The sequence below is a fragment of the Gordonia sp. (in: high G+C Gram-positive bacteria) genome (assembly GCF_020438995.1).
Taxonomy (GTDB): Bacteria; Actinomycetota; Actinomycetes; order Mycobacteriales; family Mycobacteriaceae; genus Gordonia.
The window spans coordinates 1-16,470 of the sequence record NZ_JAGQTN010000225.1; the positions used below are offsets into that span (position 1 = coordinate 1).

13 protein-coding genes and 1 pseudogene are annotated in these 16,470 nt (G+C 66.3%); 6 read left to right on the forward strand and 8 right to left on the reverse strand.

The window, feature by feature from the left end; all coding sequences use genetic code 11:
* Positions 1–137: 137 nt before the first annotated feature.
* Positions 138–1,654, reverse strand: a pseudogene (locus tag KDB67_RS15875) (TldD/PmbA family protein).
* Between the two features lie 93 nt (positions 1,655–1,747).
* Here KDB67_RS15875 and KDB67_RS15880 point away from each other — a divergent pair.
* Positions 1,748–3,556: a penicillin-binding transpeptidase domain-containing protein gene (locus tag KDB67_RS15880; protein WP_291017529.1), complete on the forward strand. Its 1,809-nt coding sequence runs from the start codon at positions 1,748–1,750 to the stop codon at positions 3,554–3,556.
* Between the two features lie 192 nt (positions 3,557–3,748).
* On the opposite strand, the gene KDB67_RS15885 is transcribed toward KDB67_RS15880, so the two are convergent.
* From KDB67_RS15885 to KDB67_RS15895, 3 genes are read right to left on the reverse strand one after another with little or no spacing between them, the layout of a single operon-like run.
* A complete protein-coding gene (locus KDB67_RS15885; protein WP_291017532.1) occupies positions 3,749–4,528 on the reverse strand; it encodes a heme ABC transporter ATP-binding protein in 780 nt (259 codons plus the stop codon).
* Positions 4,525–5,607 carry an iron ABC transporter permease gene (locus KDB67_RS15890; protein ID WP_291017535.1) on the reverse strand — a complete coding sequence of 361 codons (1,083 nt, stop codon included), beginning with the start codon at positions 5,605–5,607 and terminating at the stop codon, positions 4,525–4,527. Before KDB67_RS15890 ends, KDB67_RS15885 begins: the two co-directional genes overlap by 4 nt.
* Positions 5,608–5,621: 14 nt before the next feature.
* On the reverse strand, positions 5,622–6,680 hold the full coding sequence (locus KDB67_RS15895; RefSeq protein ID WP_291017537.1) for an ABC transporter substrate-binding protein: 1,059 nt from the start codon (positions 6,678–6,680) through the stop codon (positions 5,622–5,624).
* 135 nt (positions 6,681–6,815) lie between these two features.
* Between KDB67_RS15895 and map the strand changes: the two genes are divergently transcribed.
* The 3 genes from map (at position 6,816) to KDB67_RS15910 (ending at position 10,627) form a co-directional block, all read left to right on the forward strand.
* Positions 6,816–7,685: a type I methionyl aminopeptidase gene (map, locus tag KDB67_RS15900; protein WP_291017541.1), complete on the forward strand. Its 870-nt coding sequence runs from the start codon at positions 6,816–6,818 to the stop codon at positions 7,683–7,685.
* 99 nt (positions 7,686–7,784) lie between these two features.
* Positions 7,785–9,092, forward strand: a complete 1,308-nt coding sequence (locus KDB67_RS15905) for an ABC transporter permease (protein ID WP_291017544.1) — start codon at positions 7,785–7,787, stop codon at positions 9,090–9,092.
* On the forward strand, positions 9,089–10,627 hold the full coding sequence (locus KDB67_RS15910; protein ID WP_291017547.1) for a cobyric acid synthase: 1,539 nt from the start codon (positions 9,089–9,091) through the stop codon (positions 10,625–10,627). Before KDB67_RS15905 ends, KDB67_RS15910 begins: the two co-directional genes overlap by 4 nt.
* A gap of 6 nt (positions 10,628–10,633) precedes the next feature.
* Here KDB67_RS15910 and KDB67_RS15915 read toward each other — a convergent pair whose 3' ends face one another.
* A complete protein-coding gene (locus KDB67_RS15915; RefSeq protein ID WP_291017550.1) occupies positions 10,634–11,017 on the reverse strand; it encodes a type II toxin-antitoxin system VapC family toxin in 384 nt (127 codons plus the stop codon).
* Positions 11,017–11,256: a hypothetical protein gene (locus KDB67_RS15920; protein WP_291017552.1), complete on the reverse strand. Its 240-nt coding sequence runs from the start codon at positions 11,254–11,256 to the stop codon at positions 11,017–11,019. The genes KDB67_RS15915 and KDB67_RS15920 overlap by 1 nt, the downstream gene beginning before the upstream one ends.
* A 95-nt stretch (positions 11,257–11,351) precedes the next feature.
* Here KDB67_RS15920 and KDB67_RS15925 point away from each other — a divergent pair, with 95 nt between their 5' ends.
* Entirely contained in the window at positions 11,352–12,155 is an 804-nt protein-coding gene (locus KDB67_RS15925) for an alpha/beta hydrolase (protein ID WP_291017638.1), read from the forward strand.
* A 76-nt stretch (positions 12,156–12,231) separates the two neighbouring features.
* On the opposite strand, the gene KDB67_RS15930 is transcribed toward KDB67_RS15925, so the two are convergent.
* A complete protein-coding gene (locus tag KDB67_RS15930; RefSeq protein WP_291017553.1) occupies positions 12,232–13,635 on the reverse strand; it encodes a mycothione reductase in 1,404 nt (467 codons plus the stop codon).
* Positions 13,632–14,705 (reverse strand): alpha/beta hydrolase, encoded by a 1,074-nt coding sequence (locus KDB67_RS15935; protein ID WP_291017640.1) that lies wholly within the window; start codon positions 14,703–14,705, stop codon positions 13,632–13,634. The genes KDB67_RS15930 and KDB67_RS15935 overlap by 4 nt, the downstream gene beginning before the upstream one ends.
* 243 nt (positions 14,706–14,948) lie before the next feature.
* On the opposite strand from KDB67_RS15935, the gene mqo reads away from it, so the two are divergent.
* Complete coding sequence (mqo, locus tag KDB67_RS15940; protein ID WP_291017556.1) at positions 14,949–16,436, forward strand: malate dehydrogenase (quinone); 1,488 nt, start codon at positions 14,949–14,951, stop codon at positions 16,434–16,436.
* Positions 16,437–16,470 lie beyond the last annotated feature (34 nt).

Here is a 16,470-nt window from a genome sequence, read left to right on the forward strand (position 1 = left end):
CACCCTCGTCAACACACCCACCGACACCACATCAGACAAACGACGATCAGACTCAGGCTTCACCCAACCAGCACGCGGCACACCACCAGACTACACCCAAGTCGACCTTAACTGAACGGTATTGAGGCTAGAACTGGTTAGTGCCCTCCTTCGTCAGCGGTGTTGAGCACGTTGATGCCGCGGAACAGCGCCGACGGACAGCCGTGGCTGACCGCCGCCACCTGGCCGGGCTGGGCCTTGCCGCAGTTGAACGCGCCCCCGAGGCGCCAGGTCGACGGCCCGCCGACCGCTTCCATCGCGTTCCAGAAATCGGTGGTGGTGGCCTGGTAGGCGACGTCGCGGAGCTGGCGTCGAGTCTGCCGTTACGGATACGGAAGAAACGTTGCCCGGTGAACTGAAAGTTGTAGCGCTGCATATCGATCGACCACGACTTGTCGCCGACGACGTAGATGCCGTCGTCGACGCGGGCGATCAGGTCGTCGGTGCTGATGTCGTCCGCGGCGGGGGCCAGGCTCACGTTGGCCATCCGCTGAATCGGGACGTGGTGCGGCGAGTCGGCGTACGAGCAGCCGTTGGATCGCGCCAGCCCGAGCCGGGGTGCGAACACCCGGTCGAGCTGATATCCGACGAAGATGCCCTCACGCACCAGATCCCAGCTTTGCGCGGCCACCCCTTCGTCGTCGTATCCGACAGTTGCCAAACCGTATTCGACGGTACGGTCGGCGGTGACGGTCATCGCCGGTGATCCGTAGCGCATGGTGCCGAGTTTGTCGGGGGTGGCGAAGGAGGTGCCGGCGTACGCGGCTTCGTAGCCGATCGCGCGGTCGTATTCGGTTGCGTGACCGATCGATTCGTGGATGGTCAACCACAGGTTGGTCGGGTCGATCACCAGATCCGTCGGTCCCGCAACAACACTCGGTGAATTGACCTTCTCGGCCAATAGCCCCGGCAGGGTCGTCAGCTCGGTGGTCCAGTCCCACACGTCATCGTCGGTGAGTGTCTCCCAGCCCCGGGCGGTCGGAGGCGCGAGCGTGGTCATCGTCTCGAACTTGCCGGCGGCGGTGTCGACGGCGGTCGCGTCCACGTGCGGCTCCACCCGTACCCGCTGCTGGGTGATCGAACTGCCGAAGGAGTCGGCGTAGAAGGTCTGCTCCTTCACGCAGATCACCGAGGCGGTCACGTGGTCGACGCCGTCGGCGGCCAGGAGCCGGGCCGAATACTCGGCGAGCAACGATGCCTTGTCGGCGGTCGGTACCTCGAACGGGTCGGTGCGATAGGCCGACACCCACGTCGCGTCCCGGTACACGGGTTCGCCGGCCAGCTCGATGCGTTCGGCGTTCAGGGATCTCAGAGTGGCGGCCACGGCGACAGCTCGTCGCGCGGATGTGGCCGCGGAGTCGGTGGTCAGCTCGGGATGGGAGGCGAAGCCCCAGGTGCCGTCGACGATGACCCGCACGGCGAAACCGACCTCGCCCGCGGTGACCGCCGATTCGAGCTTCCCGTCCCGCAGGTTCAAGTTCTCGTTGCTGAGCCGGTGCAACCGCAGGTCCGCGTACGAGGCGCCCGCGGCGAGCGCCGCCGACAGCGCCGCATCGGCCAGCTGATGGCGGGGCAGGGCGAGAAAGTCCGGGTCGACGTCGCGGGTGGCGGTCACCTCCCGGACTCTACTGACATCGGGCCCCGATAGCGGTCTAATGCCTGGCGCGTCTGCGTGGTGCCGGGCACCGGACCCCTAGAATCACCGGTGATGGTGCGGCAGAGACATGTGGGTGCGGTGGTTGCCGCGGTGATCGTGCTCGTGGTGACGAGCATTGTCGGGTGTTCGAGCGTCGATGACGGTCCTCGGGACGCCTTGGACCGATACCTGACGGCATTCGATGACCACGACATCGCGGGCGCCGCCGAACTCACCGACAATCCGGACGCGGCGCAGACCGGCATCGAACAAGTGTGGAAGGGGCTGTCCGCCCAGGGCGTGTCGTCCTCGACCGGTCACGCACGCACGACCGCCGACAACGCCGACATCGACGTCATGTACACCTGGAAGCTCGCGGGCGGGCAGACCTGGGAGTATCCGGCGACAGTGAAGATGGCGAAATCGACGCAGGGCTGGATCGTGCGCTGGGCGCCGACGAACATCCACCCCGACCTGGGCCGCAATCAGCGACTGCTGCTGGAGACCACGTCCGCGCCGCGGGCGACGGTGAACGAGTCCGACGGTTCGCAGGTGTTGGTAGACGGCACCTTCTACGGCATCGCCTTCGACGCCAAGGCCGCCGCCCGAAAAGGCAGTGTCGTCGACTCGGTCACGTCGGTCGTCGGCGCGCTACGGCTGTACGCGCCGGATCTTTCGGTGCAGACCATCACTGAGAAATCGACCGCTTCCGAAGGCATTTACCCGATCGCACGCCTGACCGAGGCACAGTACAACGCGATCCATGATCAGCTCGACATTCCCGGAGTGCTGATCACCGAACAGACCGACCTGGTGGCCAAGGACAAGCGGTTCGCTCCGGGCCTGCTCTCGGTGGTCCGCGGACTGGTTAGCTCCGAGGTGGAGGGTAAGGCCGGGTGGCGGGTGATCACCACCAACGCCAACGGTCTGCGGACCGGCGTCGTCGCCGACCACGCCCCCCAGCCGGCTCCCGCGGTGTCGTTGACGCTGTCGCGGTCCAGGCAGAACGCGGCTCAGCGTGCGGTCAACGCCCGAAGCCGTTTCCCCGTCGCGATGGTGGTGATGCAGGCATCGACCGGACGAATTCTCGCGATCGCTCAGAACCCGCTCGCCGACCGGAGTGGTTCGATCGCGACCACCGGCCTGTATCCGCCCGGCTCGACATTCAAGATTGTCACCGCTGCCGCCGCGATCGGTAAGAATCTGGCACACCCCGGCACGATGGTGCCGTGTCCGGGAACCATCGACATCGGTCCACGTCGCATCCCCAATTACGACCGGTTCGCTCTCGGGACGGTATCGATGCAGCAGGCCTTCGCGGCGTCGTGCAACACCAGCTTCGCCAAGCTCGCCAGCGAGATGGGACCGGCCGACCTCCCCAGTACAGCGGCGGCTTTGGGTATCGGCCCGGACTACACGATCGCCGGCCTCGAATCGGTGTCCGGAACGGTGCCGCTGTCCTCCGATCTCGTCGAACGCACCGAGGACGGATTCGGTCAGGGCAAGGTGCTGGTGAGTCCGCTAGGCCTGGCAATTGCAGTGTCCACCATCGCACGTGGCGGCAAATCGCCTGTACCGCAACTGATTCGAGGTAGACGGACCATCGTGAAGGGCGGTGGAAAACCGGCCCTCGACCCGGTGGTGTTCACCGAACTCCGGTCGATGATGCGCGCGGTGGTCACCGGCGGCACCGCCACCCTGATCAACGGGATGGGTGAGGTGTACGGCAAGACCGGTGAGGCCGAGTTCGCCGGCGGCTCACACGCCTGGTTCGCCGGCTACCGGGGTGACCTGGCCTTCGCCACCCTCGTCGTCGGCGGCGGCGACTCCACCAACGCCGTAGCCGTCACCCGGGACTTCCTCGCCGCCCTCCCGAACTGAGTCCGTTCCCGCGCAGCTACTTCGTTGCACGCCGAACGGATCCGTTTGGCGTCCAAGGAAACCGTTCGGCGTGAGCGTGGCCGCCTGTGGAGTGGAGATCGCAACAGCGGCCAGATGATCGCGGGTGTGGAAGTCCGCAACCCGTTTGGCGAACACCGCGAACGTTAGGTCCTCGTCGCCTTCGAAGTCTTGTCACGTGCGGCGGGGGAGGATCAGGAGTTGACCGGTTTCGGGGTGGGGCCAGGTTTCTACGGGGTGGTCGTAGGTGTGTGAGAGGAGGTCGGCGGTCATGACTTCGGGGGTCGGGCCGTGGGCTACCAGGCGGCCCTGCTTCATGACGGCTACCTGGTCGGCGTAGGCGGCGGCGAGCGAGAGATCGTGGACGACGATCAGGACGGCGGTGCCCTGGTCGCGCTGGCGGCGCAGGATGTCGAGGACGGCTTCCTGGTGGTGGATGTCGAGGGCGGCGGTAGGTTCGTCGAGAAGCATCACCGGGGCCTGTTGGGCGAGGGCGCGGCCGAGGGACACCCGGGCTTGCTGACCACCGGAGAGCTGGGAGAAAGGGCGGTCGAGGATGTCGCCGAGGTCGCATTCGGCGATGGCGTCGGCGATGATCTGCGGGGACTGCACCGCCTGCGGGGTGCGTAGCCACGGGAAGCGGCCCATCTGCACCACCTCGGCGACGGTGAACGGGGTGTCGGTGCGGTTGGTCTGCGTCACCAGCGACCGTTCCCGCGCCAGGTCGCGATGGCCGATAGCACCGATTTCGTGGCCGTTGATGCGGACAGTTCCCGACGCCGGTCGGCGCACCCCCGACAGTGCCGACAGCAGCGTCGACTTGCCGCAGCCGTTGGGGCCGACGAGCGCGCACAGCGAACCGCCGTCGACCGTCAGCGACACACCCTTCACCACTTCGCGCCCGCCGAGCGTGATGTGAATGTCGTCGGCGATCAGACCCGTCGTATTACTCACCAGCCAGCCCCCGCGTGCCGGCTGCGGCGCAGCAGGATGAAGAACAACGGGCCACCGATCAGGGCCGTGAACATGCCGATCGGGAGGTCGGCGTCGCCGATCATGGTGCGGGCCGCCAGATCGGCGCCCACCAGCACCAGCGCGCCACCGATCAGGCTCGCCGGCAACAGGGTGGCGTGACGGGGGCCCAGCACCAGCCGCATGACGTGCGGCACGATCAGTCCGACGAACATGATGATGCCCGCGAACGCGACAGCGGCAGCGGTGAGAATCGCCACGAGAACGATCGCCTGACGACGCACCACCTCGACGTTCACTCCGAGCGAGGCCGCCTGAACGTCGCCGAGGGCGAGCAGATCGAGCTTGTGGCTGAGCGCGAGAGCCCCCGCACAACCGGCGACGATCAGCGGCGCCGCCACCCACACCTGATTCCACGAGGCACCGGCCACCGAGCCGAGCTGCCAGAACACGATCTGCTCACGGTCGTTCGGATTGGCCACGAACGTCAGATACGCGATGATGCCGGTCGCGAACGCATTGACCGCGATGCCGGTGAGCACCAGCATGATCGTCGACGACGCCCCGTCGCGTAGCGACAGCAGATATACCGCGGCCGTGGTGAACAGGCCGAACACGAACGCGGCACCGGCCAGCGCCCACTCGTTGGAGCCGCTGCCGCCGAGCACGATGATCAGGCACGCCCCGATCGCCGCACCCGACGAGACACCGACGATGCCCGGCTCGGCTAGCGGATTGGCCAGCACACCCTGTAGCAGACAGCCGCCCGCGCCGAGCCCGGCACCGACGATCAGCCCGAGCACGATCCGCGGGAACCGCACGTTCCACAGGGTTTCCTCGCCATTCTCGTGCGTCGGCAACGGCCCGATGTCGAGATGCCAGTGGTGGGCCAGACTGCCCAGCACCTCCGACGGCGCGATCGCGACCTTGCCGCTGCCCGCCGAGATCACCACGAGCACCGCGAGCGCGATCAGCATGCCGACGATGATCGCGATACTGCGGGTCAGGCGGGATCTGCGCCGACCGTCGGAGGCTTGTATTGTCGCAGGCCGCTCGGCCACGGACACATCATCTTTCACCGATAGACCGCCTTCGCCAGGGCGCCGATGACCTCGCCGACGTCCGGCCCGAACGCCAGGATCTTCGTCTCGTCCATCTGCACGACCCTGCGATGTCGCCCGGCCGACGTCGCGGCGATCCCGGCGATCTTGAGGACACCGTCCGGACCGCCGACGGTGTCGGCGCCCTGCTTCATCACCAGGATCACGTCGGGGTCGGCGCGGATCATGGCCTCGGCCGAGATCATCGTGAACGCTCCCGTCAGGTCGGCTTTAGTGCCGGCGTCGACGCCGCCGATCGCCTCGATCAGGCTGTCGGCACCCGAACCCGGTCCGGCCAGAAGGGTCAGTTTGGGGCCGCGAACGTACACGAACGCGATCGTCGGATTCCCCGACGGATTGGGCACCAATTGCCGGGCTTCGGCCACCTGCCGGTCGGTGCGTGCGATGAGTGCCCTGCCTTCGGCGGACACACCGAGTGCGTCGGCCACCGACTCGATCAGCTCAGTGTTGTTGTCGAGACTGCGGATGGCGGTGAACAGCACGACAGGGATCCCGGAGTTGCGGATCTGGTCGATCGCACCGGCCGGGGTGGTGTCCTGGTTGATGAGCAGTACGCTCGGCCGCAGCTTGAGCACCATTTCGGCGTTGAGGCTGTGACCGCGGTTGGTCACCACCGGTAGGCCGACGGCGGCCGGGAAGATCGTCGACGTGTCGCGGCCGACCATCCGCGAACCGAGGCCGAGCGAGAAGACGATGCTGCCGAGGGTGCCGTTGATGTCGACCGCGATGATGCGGGAGGCGTCGGCCACGGTGACCTTGCGGCCACCGGCGTCGGTCACGGTTGCCGGCAGCACCGGTCGCGGGTCCGTGGTGATGGGGTGGACGTCGGTGCCGGGTAGCTGCGCGGTCTGTGGGCCGTCGCGCAGGTGTGCGGTCGACGCCTTGGCGGTCTTGTCCTGGTCGATCGGGGTCACGAAACAGGAGGTCACGGTCAGTGCGACGAGGCCGGTGATCAGGACGAACAGCAGTCTCGCCGATCGACGTGCACGTACCGAGGTGCTTGCGTCAGGCATTTGTCTCACCGGACCCTTCGTGACCCTTGCTCGTTCCTCGCTTCGGCCTCAGGGATCAAGATGTGTTCCCCGGCCGTCACCTTAGCCGGGTGCGCCGGACCCGATGGCGTGGCGGCAGGTTCTAAGCTGGACGCCATGACCGTTCGCGCTCCCCTGAAACCCGGCACACTGTCACCGACGCTGCCGGTGCCCGATTCCATCGAACGCCCGGAGTATGTGTGGAAGCCGACCGCGAACGAGGGGCACGAGCCGTGGGTGCAGACGCCCGAGACCATCGAGAAGATGCGGCTGGCGAGCAAGATCGCCGCCAACGCGCTCGCCGAGGCCGGTAAGGCCGTCGCCCCCGGCGTCACCACCGACGAGCTCGACCGTATCGCGCACGACTACATGATCGACCACGGGGCCTACCCGTCGACGCTCGGCTACCGGGGGTTCCCCAAGTCGTGCTGCACCTCGCTGAACGAGGTGATCTGCCACGGGATCCCCGACTCGACCGTCATCGAGGACGGCGACATCGTCAACATCGACGTCACCGCCTACATCGACGGCGTGCACGGCGACACCAACGCGACGTTCCTGGCGGGCAACGTCTCACAGGAGGCGGCCGACCTCGTCGAACGAACCCGCATCGCCACCGAGCGTGCCATCAAGGCCGTCAAACCGGGCCGCGAACTCAACGTGATCGGCCGCGTCATCGAGTCCTACGCCCACCGGTTCGGCTACAGCGTGGTCCGTGACTTCACCGGCCACGGCATCGGCGAGACCTTCCACAACGGTCTGGTGATCCTGCACTACGACCAGCCCAACGTCGATACCGTCATCGAACCGGGCATGGTGTTCACCATCGAACCGATGATCAACCTCGGCGGCCTGCCGTACGAGATCTGGAAGGACGGCTGGACCGTCGTCACCGTCGACCGCAAATGGACGGCGCAGTTCGAGCACACCCTGGTGGTCACCGACACCGGCGCCGAGATCCTGACACTGCCCGATCCAGAGATCTGATTCGGCACATCCGTTTTCGCAGCGTGGTGAGGCAATCCCGGGAGTAGCGTCGACCCGGACGGATTGCGGGTCCGGCGATCCCGACCGAGGAGGAATGCGATGTTGTCTTCCGCAACGGGGTGGTGGCGCAAGCACTACAGCAAACTGCCGCCCGCTGTGCAGATGATCGGGCTGCAACTGTGGATGCCGCTGTTCTTCATCACCGCGTTCTGCCTGTGTTACGTCGTCGCCTTCCATGCACCGAAGGTGCACGACGTGCCGGTCGCGGTGGTCAACACGCCTGCGGCGTCGGTGGTGACGCAGAAGATCGAAGCCGGTGCCCCGGACACGTTCGCGTTCAGCTATTTCGCCGACCGATCGGCGGCCGTCGAGTCGGTGCGGGACGGCGACAATGCGGCAGCGCTCGTCATCTCCGCCGACGGGCAGGGCCAACCCGAACTCTTCGTGGCGGGGGCACATCAGTTCCAGGCGTCGAGCATCGTGAAGACGTCTTTTCAGCAGATCTTCGCCACCGGCGAGGGGGTGAAGATCACCGATATCGCGCCGCTGCCGAAGTCGGATTCATTCGGTCAGGGCGCCATGTACATGATGATGTCGTGGTGCATCGCCGGATACATGGTGGCGATGTTCATCGGCATGATGGGCGCACCGCTGGGCCATTGGACGCGGGTGAGCATCCTCGCAGGCGGTGCGATCGTACTGGCGGTGGTGTCCAACGTCATCGTCGGACCGATCGTCGGTGTCTACCCTGCGGAACACTTCCTGCAGATGACCGGCCTGGCGATGCTGTGGATCTTCGCGATCGGGTTGTTTGTCAACGGAATCTCGTACTTCTTCGGCAGATTCATCACCGGGCCGGCGCTGCTGATGTTCGTGTTCGTGTCGATCCCGGCGTCGGGGGCCGCGTTCCCGGCATGGATGGTGCCGTCGTTCTTCAAACATCTGCAGCCGTTCGTCGTCGGGCACGGCATCACCGAGATGATCAAACGAATCCTGTACGGGGTCGGCGAACCGTACTGGCAGGGCTTCCTGCTGATGGGCGCGTACGCGGTGCTCGGTGTGCTGACGATGCTTGTGGGTAAACGCTGGCGTGAATCCAAAGAGGTCGATCGCATCCTGTCCGGTCAGTCGACGATGATGATCGCCGCCCAGCGCGCGATGATGGCACACGGTATGGAGAATCGGGCAACTGTGCTGCGCCGGCACGGTATCGACCCGGAGACGGGCAAGCCGCTACACCAAGCGACCGGCACCGCCTCTGCGGACACGGACGATGCCGAGGCTTACACCGAACTCGAATTGACCGCCGGCGGCGACCCGCTGGTCAACGGGGGCAGAAGTCTGGGCCTGGGCGAGATCGATCGCGAACACGACATCCTGCAGGCCGACCGCACAGGTCAGGAGTGAACGGGGCGCTGCTGATCGGCGGAGCCACGTCCGACGCCGGCAAGAGCATGATCGTGACCGGGCTGTGCCGGGCGCTCGCACGGCAGGGAGTCCGCGTCGCGCCGTTCAAGGCGCAGAATATGTCCAACAATTCGGCCATCACCCGGGACGGGGGCGAGATCGGCCGTGCGCAGGCGTTGCAGGCGTTCGCCTGCGGACTCGAACCATCGACGCGATTCAATCCGGTGCTGCTCAAACCGGGCAGCGACCGCCGCTCGCATGTGGTGGTGCGCGGGAGGCCCGACGGCCAGATCGGTGCCGCCGACTACGCCACCCGGCGAGCGCAGTTACTCGGTGTCGTCACGGACGAACTTGCTTCTCTGCGTGCGGATTTCGATGTCGTGATCTGTGAGGGTGCGGGATCGATCGCCGAGATCAACCTGCGCGGCTCCGACATCGCCAACATGGGATTGGCGCAGGCCGCCTCGATGCCGGTGATCGTGGTCAGCGACATCGACCGGGGCGGATCACTGGCGCATCTGTTCGGCACCACCGCTGTGCTTGACGCCGACGACCAGAGCCTCGTAGCCGGGTACCTGATCAACAAGTTCCGCGGCGATCCCGGGCTGCTCGCACCGGGCCTGGACCAGTTGCGTGCGCTCACCGGCAGACCTACCTACGGTGTGGTGCCGTTCGCCTCCGGAATCTGGATCGACGCCGAGGATTCTCTGTCGGTCGCCGTCGGTCGCAGGGTCGGCCCGAGTGCCGACGACGGTCGTCGGGTCCGGTTGAGCGTCGCTGCGATCCGGCTGCCCCGCATCTCCAACTCCACCGACGTCGAGGCGCTGGCCTGCGAACCGGGCGTCGACGTCACCTGGGTCGACGATGCGAGTGCCGTCGCCGCCGCCGACATCGCGATCGTGCCGGGCACCCGGGCGACGGTGTCAGATCTCGCCTGGCTGCGTTCCCGTGGCATCGACGCCGCACTACGAACCCGGGCCGAACGGGGCCGGCCGATCATCGGGATCTGCGGCGGCTACCAGATGCTTGCCCGCGCCATCGTCGACGACGTCGAGTCGGGGAGCGGACGCGTCGACGGCCTCGGCCTGCTGGACATGACGATCCGGTTCGATACCGACAAGATCACCCGCCAGGTGACCGGACACGCGGACACCGCCGCAGGCCGAGTCCCGATCCGCGGCTACGAAATCCACCACGGCCGGGTGGCCGACAGCGCAGATGACCCATGGATCGCCCAGGGCCACAACGAGATCAAGGAGGGGTCGGTGCGGGGCGGGATACGCGGCACGCACTGGCACGGCCTGCTGGAGAACGACGCCTTCCGCCGCGACATTCTCACCACCCTCGCCGCTGAGGCCGGAAAACCCGACTTCGACGTGGCCCCCGACACCAGCGTCGCCGCGATCCGTACTGCCCAGGTCGACCTGATCGCCGACCTCCTCACCCACCACGTCGACCTCGACGCCCTGCTTCACCTCATCGACACGGGCGCGCAGGCAGCCGTACCGACCATCACGCACGCCCTCACCCGCTGAGCCCGACTATTGCCCCACCGGCCAGTGCTCGACCTCCCGCATCGGGAAGTCCTTCGGATTGCCCGTACACAGGGCGGCACCGTGCACCGATGCGGTGGCGGCGATGAGGCAGTCCGCCTGGTGGAGCGCTATTCCGCGCGCCGAGTATTCCGATCGCCATCGGCCACTGAGTCTGGCCGCCGCCGCATCGACCGAAAGGACCACCAGACCGGCGAGCAATGAATCGACCGCGTGCTGCTCCCGCGAACGCATCCCCCGGACGATCTCTTCGACGTTGATGGCGGTGGTCGCCGGAACGCCGCCGGTTACCCGCAATTCACGGATTCGCTGGACGGCAGGCCGACCGCGCAACGCGTCGATAAGGATCGTCGTGTCAAGGACGACGTGCACTACCCGGCCCGTCGCGGATCGCTGTGCCGTTGGGCGCGCACCCACGCGGCGGGATCGTCATCCCAGTCGTGACCGGTCTCCGGGATTGCGCCGAATGCGGATTCCAGTGCCCGCCAGCGCTCTTCCTGAGCGACCGCGGCCTCGACTGCCTGCCGGACGAACCCGCTGCGGCCGCGCGGACCTGCCACCTCATCAATGCGACCGACCAACTCGTCGTCCAACTCTATGTGCATTCTCATGTGCTAAGCATGACACATACCCGTCCTGATAGAAGCGGACTCCGTGCGACGCCACCTGCCGGTACGATCGACGGGTGAAGACCGAGCAGCGCGCGATCACCGTTGGCGACTACACCTTCGACGTCGAGATCGGTGGTCCCGAGCGCGGCAAGTGGGTGCTTCTGTTGCACGGTTTTCCGGTCGGTGGTTCGTGTTACAGCGAGGTGGTACAGCGGCTACATGAGTCGGGGTTGCGGACCATCGTTCCCGAGCAGCGTGGTTACAGTCCCGGCGCGCGGCCCACCGAGGTCGAGGAGTACGGGATAGATCACCTGGTGTCGGATGCGATCGGCATCCTCAATGCCCTGGGCGTGCCGTACGCGATTCTCGTCGGGCACGACTGGGGCGGGCTGGTGGCCTGGCACCTGGCGTCCAGGTACCCGGATCGGTTCACGGGGCTGGTCGCGGTGAGCACCGGTCATCCGTCGGCCGGGCGCGACGCATTGAGCAGCGGCGACCAAAGACAGCGGTCCTCCTACATCAAGAAGTTCGTCGTACCCGGCGCCGAAGAGGCGATCCTTGCCGACAACTTCAAGGTGCTGCGTGACTTCGGTGTCACCGCAGAAGAATTGGTGCCGTTGAAGGCTCCGGGTGCGCTGACCGCCGCACTGAACTGGTATCGCGCCAACTTCACCGGTGATGTCAAGACGAAGATGAGTTGCCGCCCCGTCGAAATCCACACCACCCTGGTGTGGAGCGACAACGATTCGGCACTCGGGCGCGAGCAGGCCGACTTGACGAGCCGCTACGTGTACGGCGAATACCGGTTCTGCGTGTTGCCCGGTGTGGATCACTGGATTCCGCAACACGCCGCACCGGCATTGGCGAGTGAGATCGCGCTCCGGTCCGCGGTCTTCTAGTGCGGCGCAGTCCTTTTGACTGACTGTGCGATTGATCCCGGAAACCGGGACTCACAGCACACTCGGGCCTGCGAAATCACAGGTCCAGACCGAGTAGCGCGTTCTCCAGGACTTCGGGCATCGCCGGGTGGATCCAGTACTGGCCGCGGGCCATCCGGCGGGCGTCGAGGCCGAACGACATCGCCTGGATGACGGGCTGGATGACCGTCGACGCTTGAGGGCCGAGGATATGGCAGCCGAGGATACGGCCGGTGCCGCGTTCGGCGATCACCTTGCACAGGCCGGTGGTGTCCTCCATGGCCCAGCCGTAGGCGACGTCACCGTAGGTCTGGACCTTCACCGTGATGTCGTAGCCAGCCTCGCGGGCTTGTTGTTCGGTCAGACCCACCGAGGCGACCTGGGGGTGGGTGAATACCGCACCCGGCACGAAGCGGTGATCGAACCGGTCGAGATCGGTTGCGTCCCAGCCCTTTATCAGATTGCCCTGCACGACGCGCTGCTCGTGATTGGCGACGTGTTTGAGCTGATACGGCGAACTCACATCGCCGAGCGCCCACACTCCGCGGGCCGTCGCGCGGCCCGCGTCGTCGCACACCACCCGGCCGTCGTCGTGGAGGTCGACGCCGACCGAGTCGAGGCCCAGCCGGTCTCCGTTGGGAGTACGGCCGATCGCCACCAGCAGTGCGTCGCCGTCACAGTGGCCACCGTCGGAAAAGCTCACGCGGACAGTGCCGTCGGGCAATTCCTCGACGTCCGACACGTCACCGTTCAGACGGACGTCCCATTGTTGCTGCGCGACCTCGGTGAATCGGGCCGAGATGTCCTCGTCCTGCGATCGCAACAACCGCCCGCTCCGCGCGACGACGGTCACCTGCGATCCCAAAGATCCGAAGACGTGCGCGAATTCGGCTGCGATGTAACCACTTCCGACGATGATCAGGCGCCCCGGCAATTCAGGCAGCCGCATGATGTCGTTGTTGGTGTAGTACCGCACGCCGCTGTCGGCGATGGCAGGCGGAATCATCGGCCGGGCGCCTGCCGCGATCACCACCTGCTCGGCGAGCACCGTCGCACCGTCTGTGACGAGCCGGTACCGGCCGTCGCGGTCACGGCCGTCGAACACCACATGCGACGGGTAGACCGTGATGTTCGGGCACCGTTCGACCCGGTACTCCTTGCCGCCCGCCGAGATCGGATCGATCCGCCCGAACACCCGCTCCACGATGGCCGGCCAGTCGGCGCGCTCGAACGACGCGTGGACGCCGTACCGCTGCGCGGAGCGAACCGTGTCGGCCACGTCTGCGGCATACACGAACATCTTGGTGGGAATGCACCCCACATTCAGGCAGGTGCCTCCGTAGACACCCTCCTCGAAGATCGCGATCGACAGGTCGTCGAAACGTTCGTCGGGAATGGAGTTTCCGCTGCCCGAACCGATGATCGCGAGGTCGACGATGCGGGTCGTGTCGCCGCCGGTCACCGGGCGGTTCCGGCGCTCGTCGCGTTGTCCGCGGCGGCATCGATCAAGGGTGGCTCGATATCCCGGGTGATCTCCGTCAGCCATTCGCCGAGTGCCCGGTAGGCGCTCTCGCGGGCCGGTTTGGCCGACAGGAACACGTCGTGCCGGGCACCGGTGATGGGCACCACGCGCACCCGGTCGCCGAGGTGGGCGCTCCAGCGAGCCATGTGCCGGACGTCGAGTACGACGTCGGCGGCGTCGACCTCTGGAGAATAGGCGTGGGTGGACATCGACGCATTCGATCGCAACACCAGGGTGGGGACTCCGACATCGATGCCGCGATGCAGTCTGCGCTGCCCGGATCGGACGGCGTCGATGAAGCCGAACGTGACGGGAAAGCCGCCCATCGGCTTCAGGCGCAGATCGTACGACCATTCGCCGTGTGCACTCTCGTGGAGGCTGTGCCCGTAGGCGAGTGAAAGCTCCTGTGGCAATACTTGTTTGGGCTTTGCCCTGGCAACGGCCTTGATCACCATCGTGACCGGGAACGTGCGCAGGACCGCCTCACCCTGCAGGTCGAGCCACGGGCTGTTGAGTACGGCCCCGTCGATGCGGGAGTGCAACGCCGGGTTGTCCTGACGCAGCCGGTCGAGCCACAGCGACGTGGTGAGCCCGCCAGTCGAATGCCCGGCGACGACGACCTTTGCGTCGGGACCCACCTCATCGATCACCGCACGCAACGCCAGGGTAAGTTCCTCGCCGTAGCGGCCCAGGTCGGTGGTGAAGTGCGGGGTCTGGTTCTCGCGCAGTGACCGGCCGCACTTACGTAGATCGAGCGCGTAAAAGGCGTACCCGCGGGCATGGAAGAAATCGGCCAGCGGCTGCTGGAAAAAGTAGTCCGTGAAACCGTGGACGTGCAGCACGGCACGGTGCTGACCGGAATCGGGGGAAACACCTTCGGGAGCGCTGTGCCGGATCAGGGTCGCCGAGATCGGGTCCTCACCGTCGGGGTCGGGGCCGAGGGGAATCGTCGCGATCTCATATCTGTCGAGATACCGGTCGGGGTGCCAGGTCAGCCCCGGCTCGGTGATGTCGCCTGCGGCGGATTCGGGGGTGTCGCCTGCGGCGGATTCGGGGATGACGGCTGCGGCATCGTCGGTGGAACTCACGGGTCCACTTTAAGGCGCGCACAGCGGTCACGGGTCCCGTTGCTGTCGCCCGGGGCACATCGCGGCGTGGCCGGTTCCGACAACGATTCATTCATGGGTAAGAATGACCGTTGACAGTCAACATCCGGACGGGTAACCGTCCACAGCTGCGAGAGTGGAGCCACGGTGTCGCAAACGGTGATCAAGACGGACGTCGCGCTGATCGGCGCGGGCATCATGAGCGCAACGCTCGGCGCACTGATCCGGCGCCTCGAACCCACCTGGTCGGTGAGCGTGTTCGAACGCCTCGACGCGGCCGCCGCCGAGAGCAGCGACCCGTGGAACAATGCGGGCACCGGGCACTCGGCGCTGTGCGAACTCAACTACACTCCCCAGACCGCCGACGGCGACGTCGACATCTCCAAGGCGCTCAGCATCAACGAGCAGTTCCAGGTGTCCCGGCAGTTCTGGGCGCATGCGGTCGACAACGGCTTCCTCGGCAACCCGAAGGAGTTCATCAACCCGATCCCGCACGTCAGCTTCACCCACGGTGCCGACGGCGTCGAGTACCTGCGCAAGCGCCACGCCAAACTGTCCGCGCAGACCCTGTTCGAGGGCATGGAGTACATCACCGATCCGGGCGAGTTCTCCGACCGGCTGCCGCTGATGGCCGCGGGCCGCGACTTCTCCGATCCGGTGGCGCTCAACTGGTTCACCGATGGCACCGACGTCGACTTCGGCGCCCTCACCCAGCAACTGCTCAACTACGTCGGGCAGGCGGGTGATGTGTACTTCGGTCACGACGTCACCAATCTGACCAAGCAGTCCGACGGATCGTGGCGCGCCAAAGTCACCAACCGGCGCACCGGCGAGAAGCTCACCATCGCAGCCAAGTTCGTGTTCGTCGGTGCCGGTGGCGGTGCGCTGCACTTGCTGCAGAAGTCGGGTATCGCCGAGGCCAAGGGCTTCGGTGGGTTCCCGGTGTCGGGCGCGTTCCTGCGCTGCACCAACTCCGACCTCATCGAGCAGCACGCCGCCAAGGTGTACGGGCAGGCCGCAGTGGGCGCACCGCCGATGTCGGTGCCGCACCTGGATACTCGCGTCATCAACCACAAGCAGGGCCTGCTGTTCGGCCCGTACGCGGGCTGGTCGCCCAAGTTCCTCAAGAACGGCAAGTACACAGATCTGCCGTTCTCGGTGAAGCCGAACAACATCATCCCGCTGCTGTCGGTGGGCGTGAAGGAAATGGCGCTCACCAAGTACCTGCTCGGCGAACTCGCCGCCAGCCGCGCGGCTCAGATCGCCACCCTTGCCGACTTCATGCCGCGCGCCGACGGCGGCGACTGGGAGATGATCACCGCGGGCCAGCGCGTGCAGGTGATCCGCAAGACCGGGGGCGGCGGCTCGCTGGAGTTCGGTACCGCCGTCATCGCCGCCGACGACGGCACCATCGCCGGGCTGCTCGGTGCGTCGCCGGGCGCCTCCACCGCGGTGCCTGCGATGCTGTCGGTGCTCGAGCAATGCTTCCCACAGCAATACAAGGCGTGGACACCCAAGCTCACCGAGATGATCCCGTCGTTCGGCAAGAAGCTCTCGGACAACCGCGACCTGTTCCGGCAGGTCTGGGACTGGACGAGCAGCTCGCTGCGGCTCACCGGCGGACATTCGGCCTAGAAAGCCGTCCGCTGACGCACGCAGGCCACACCGG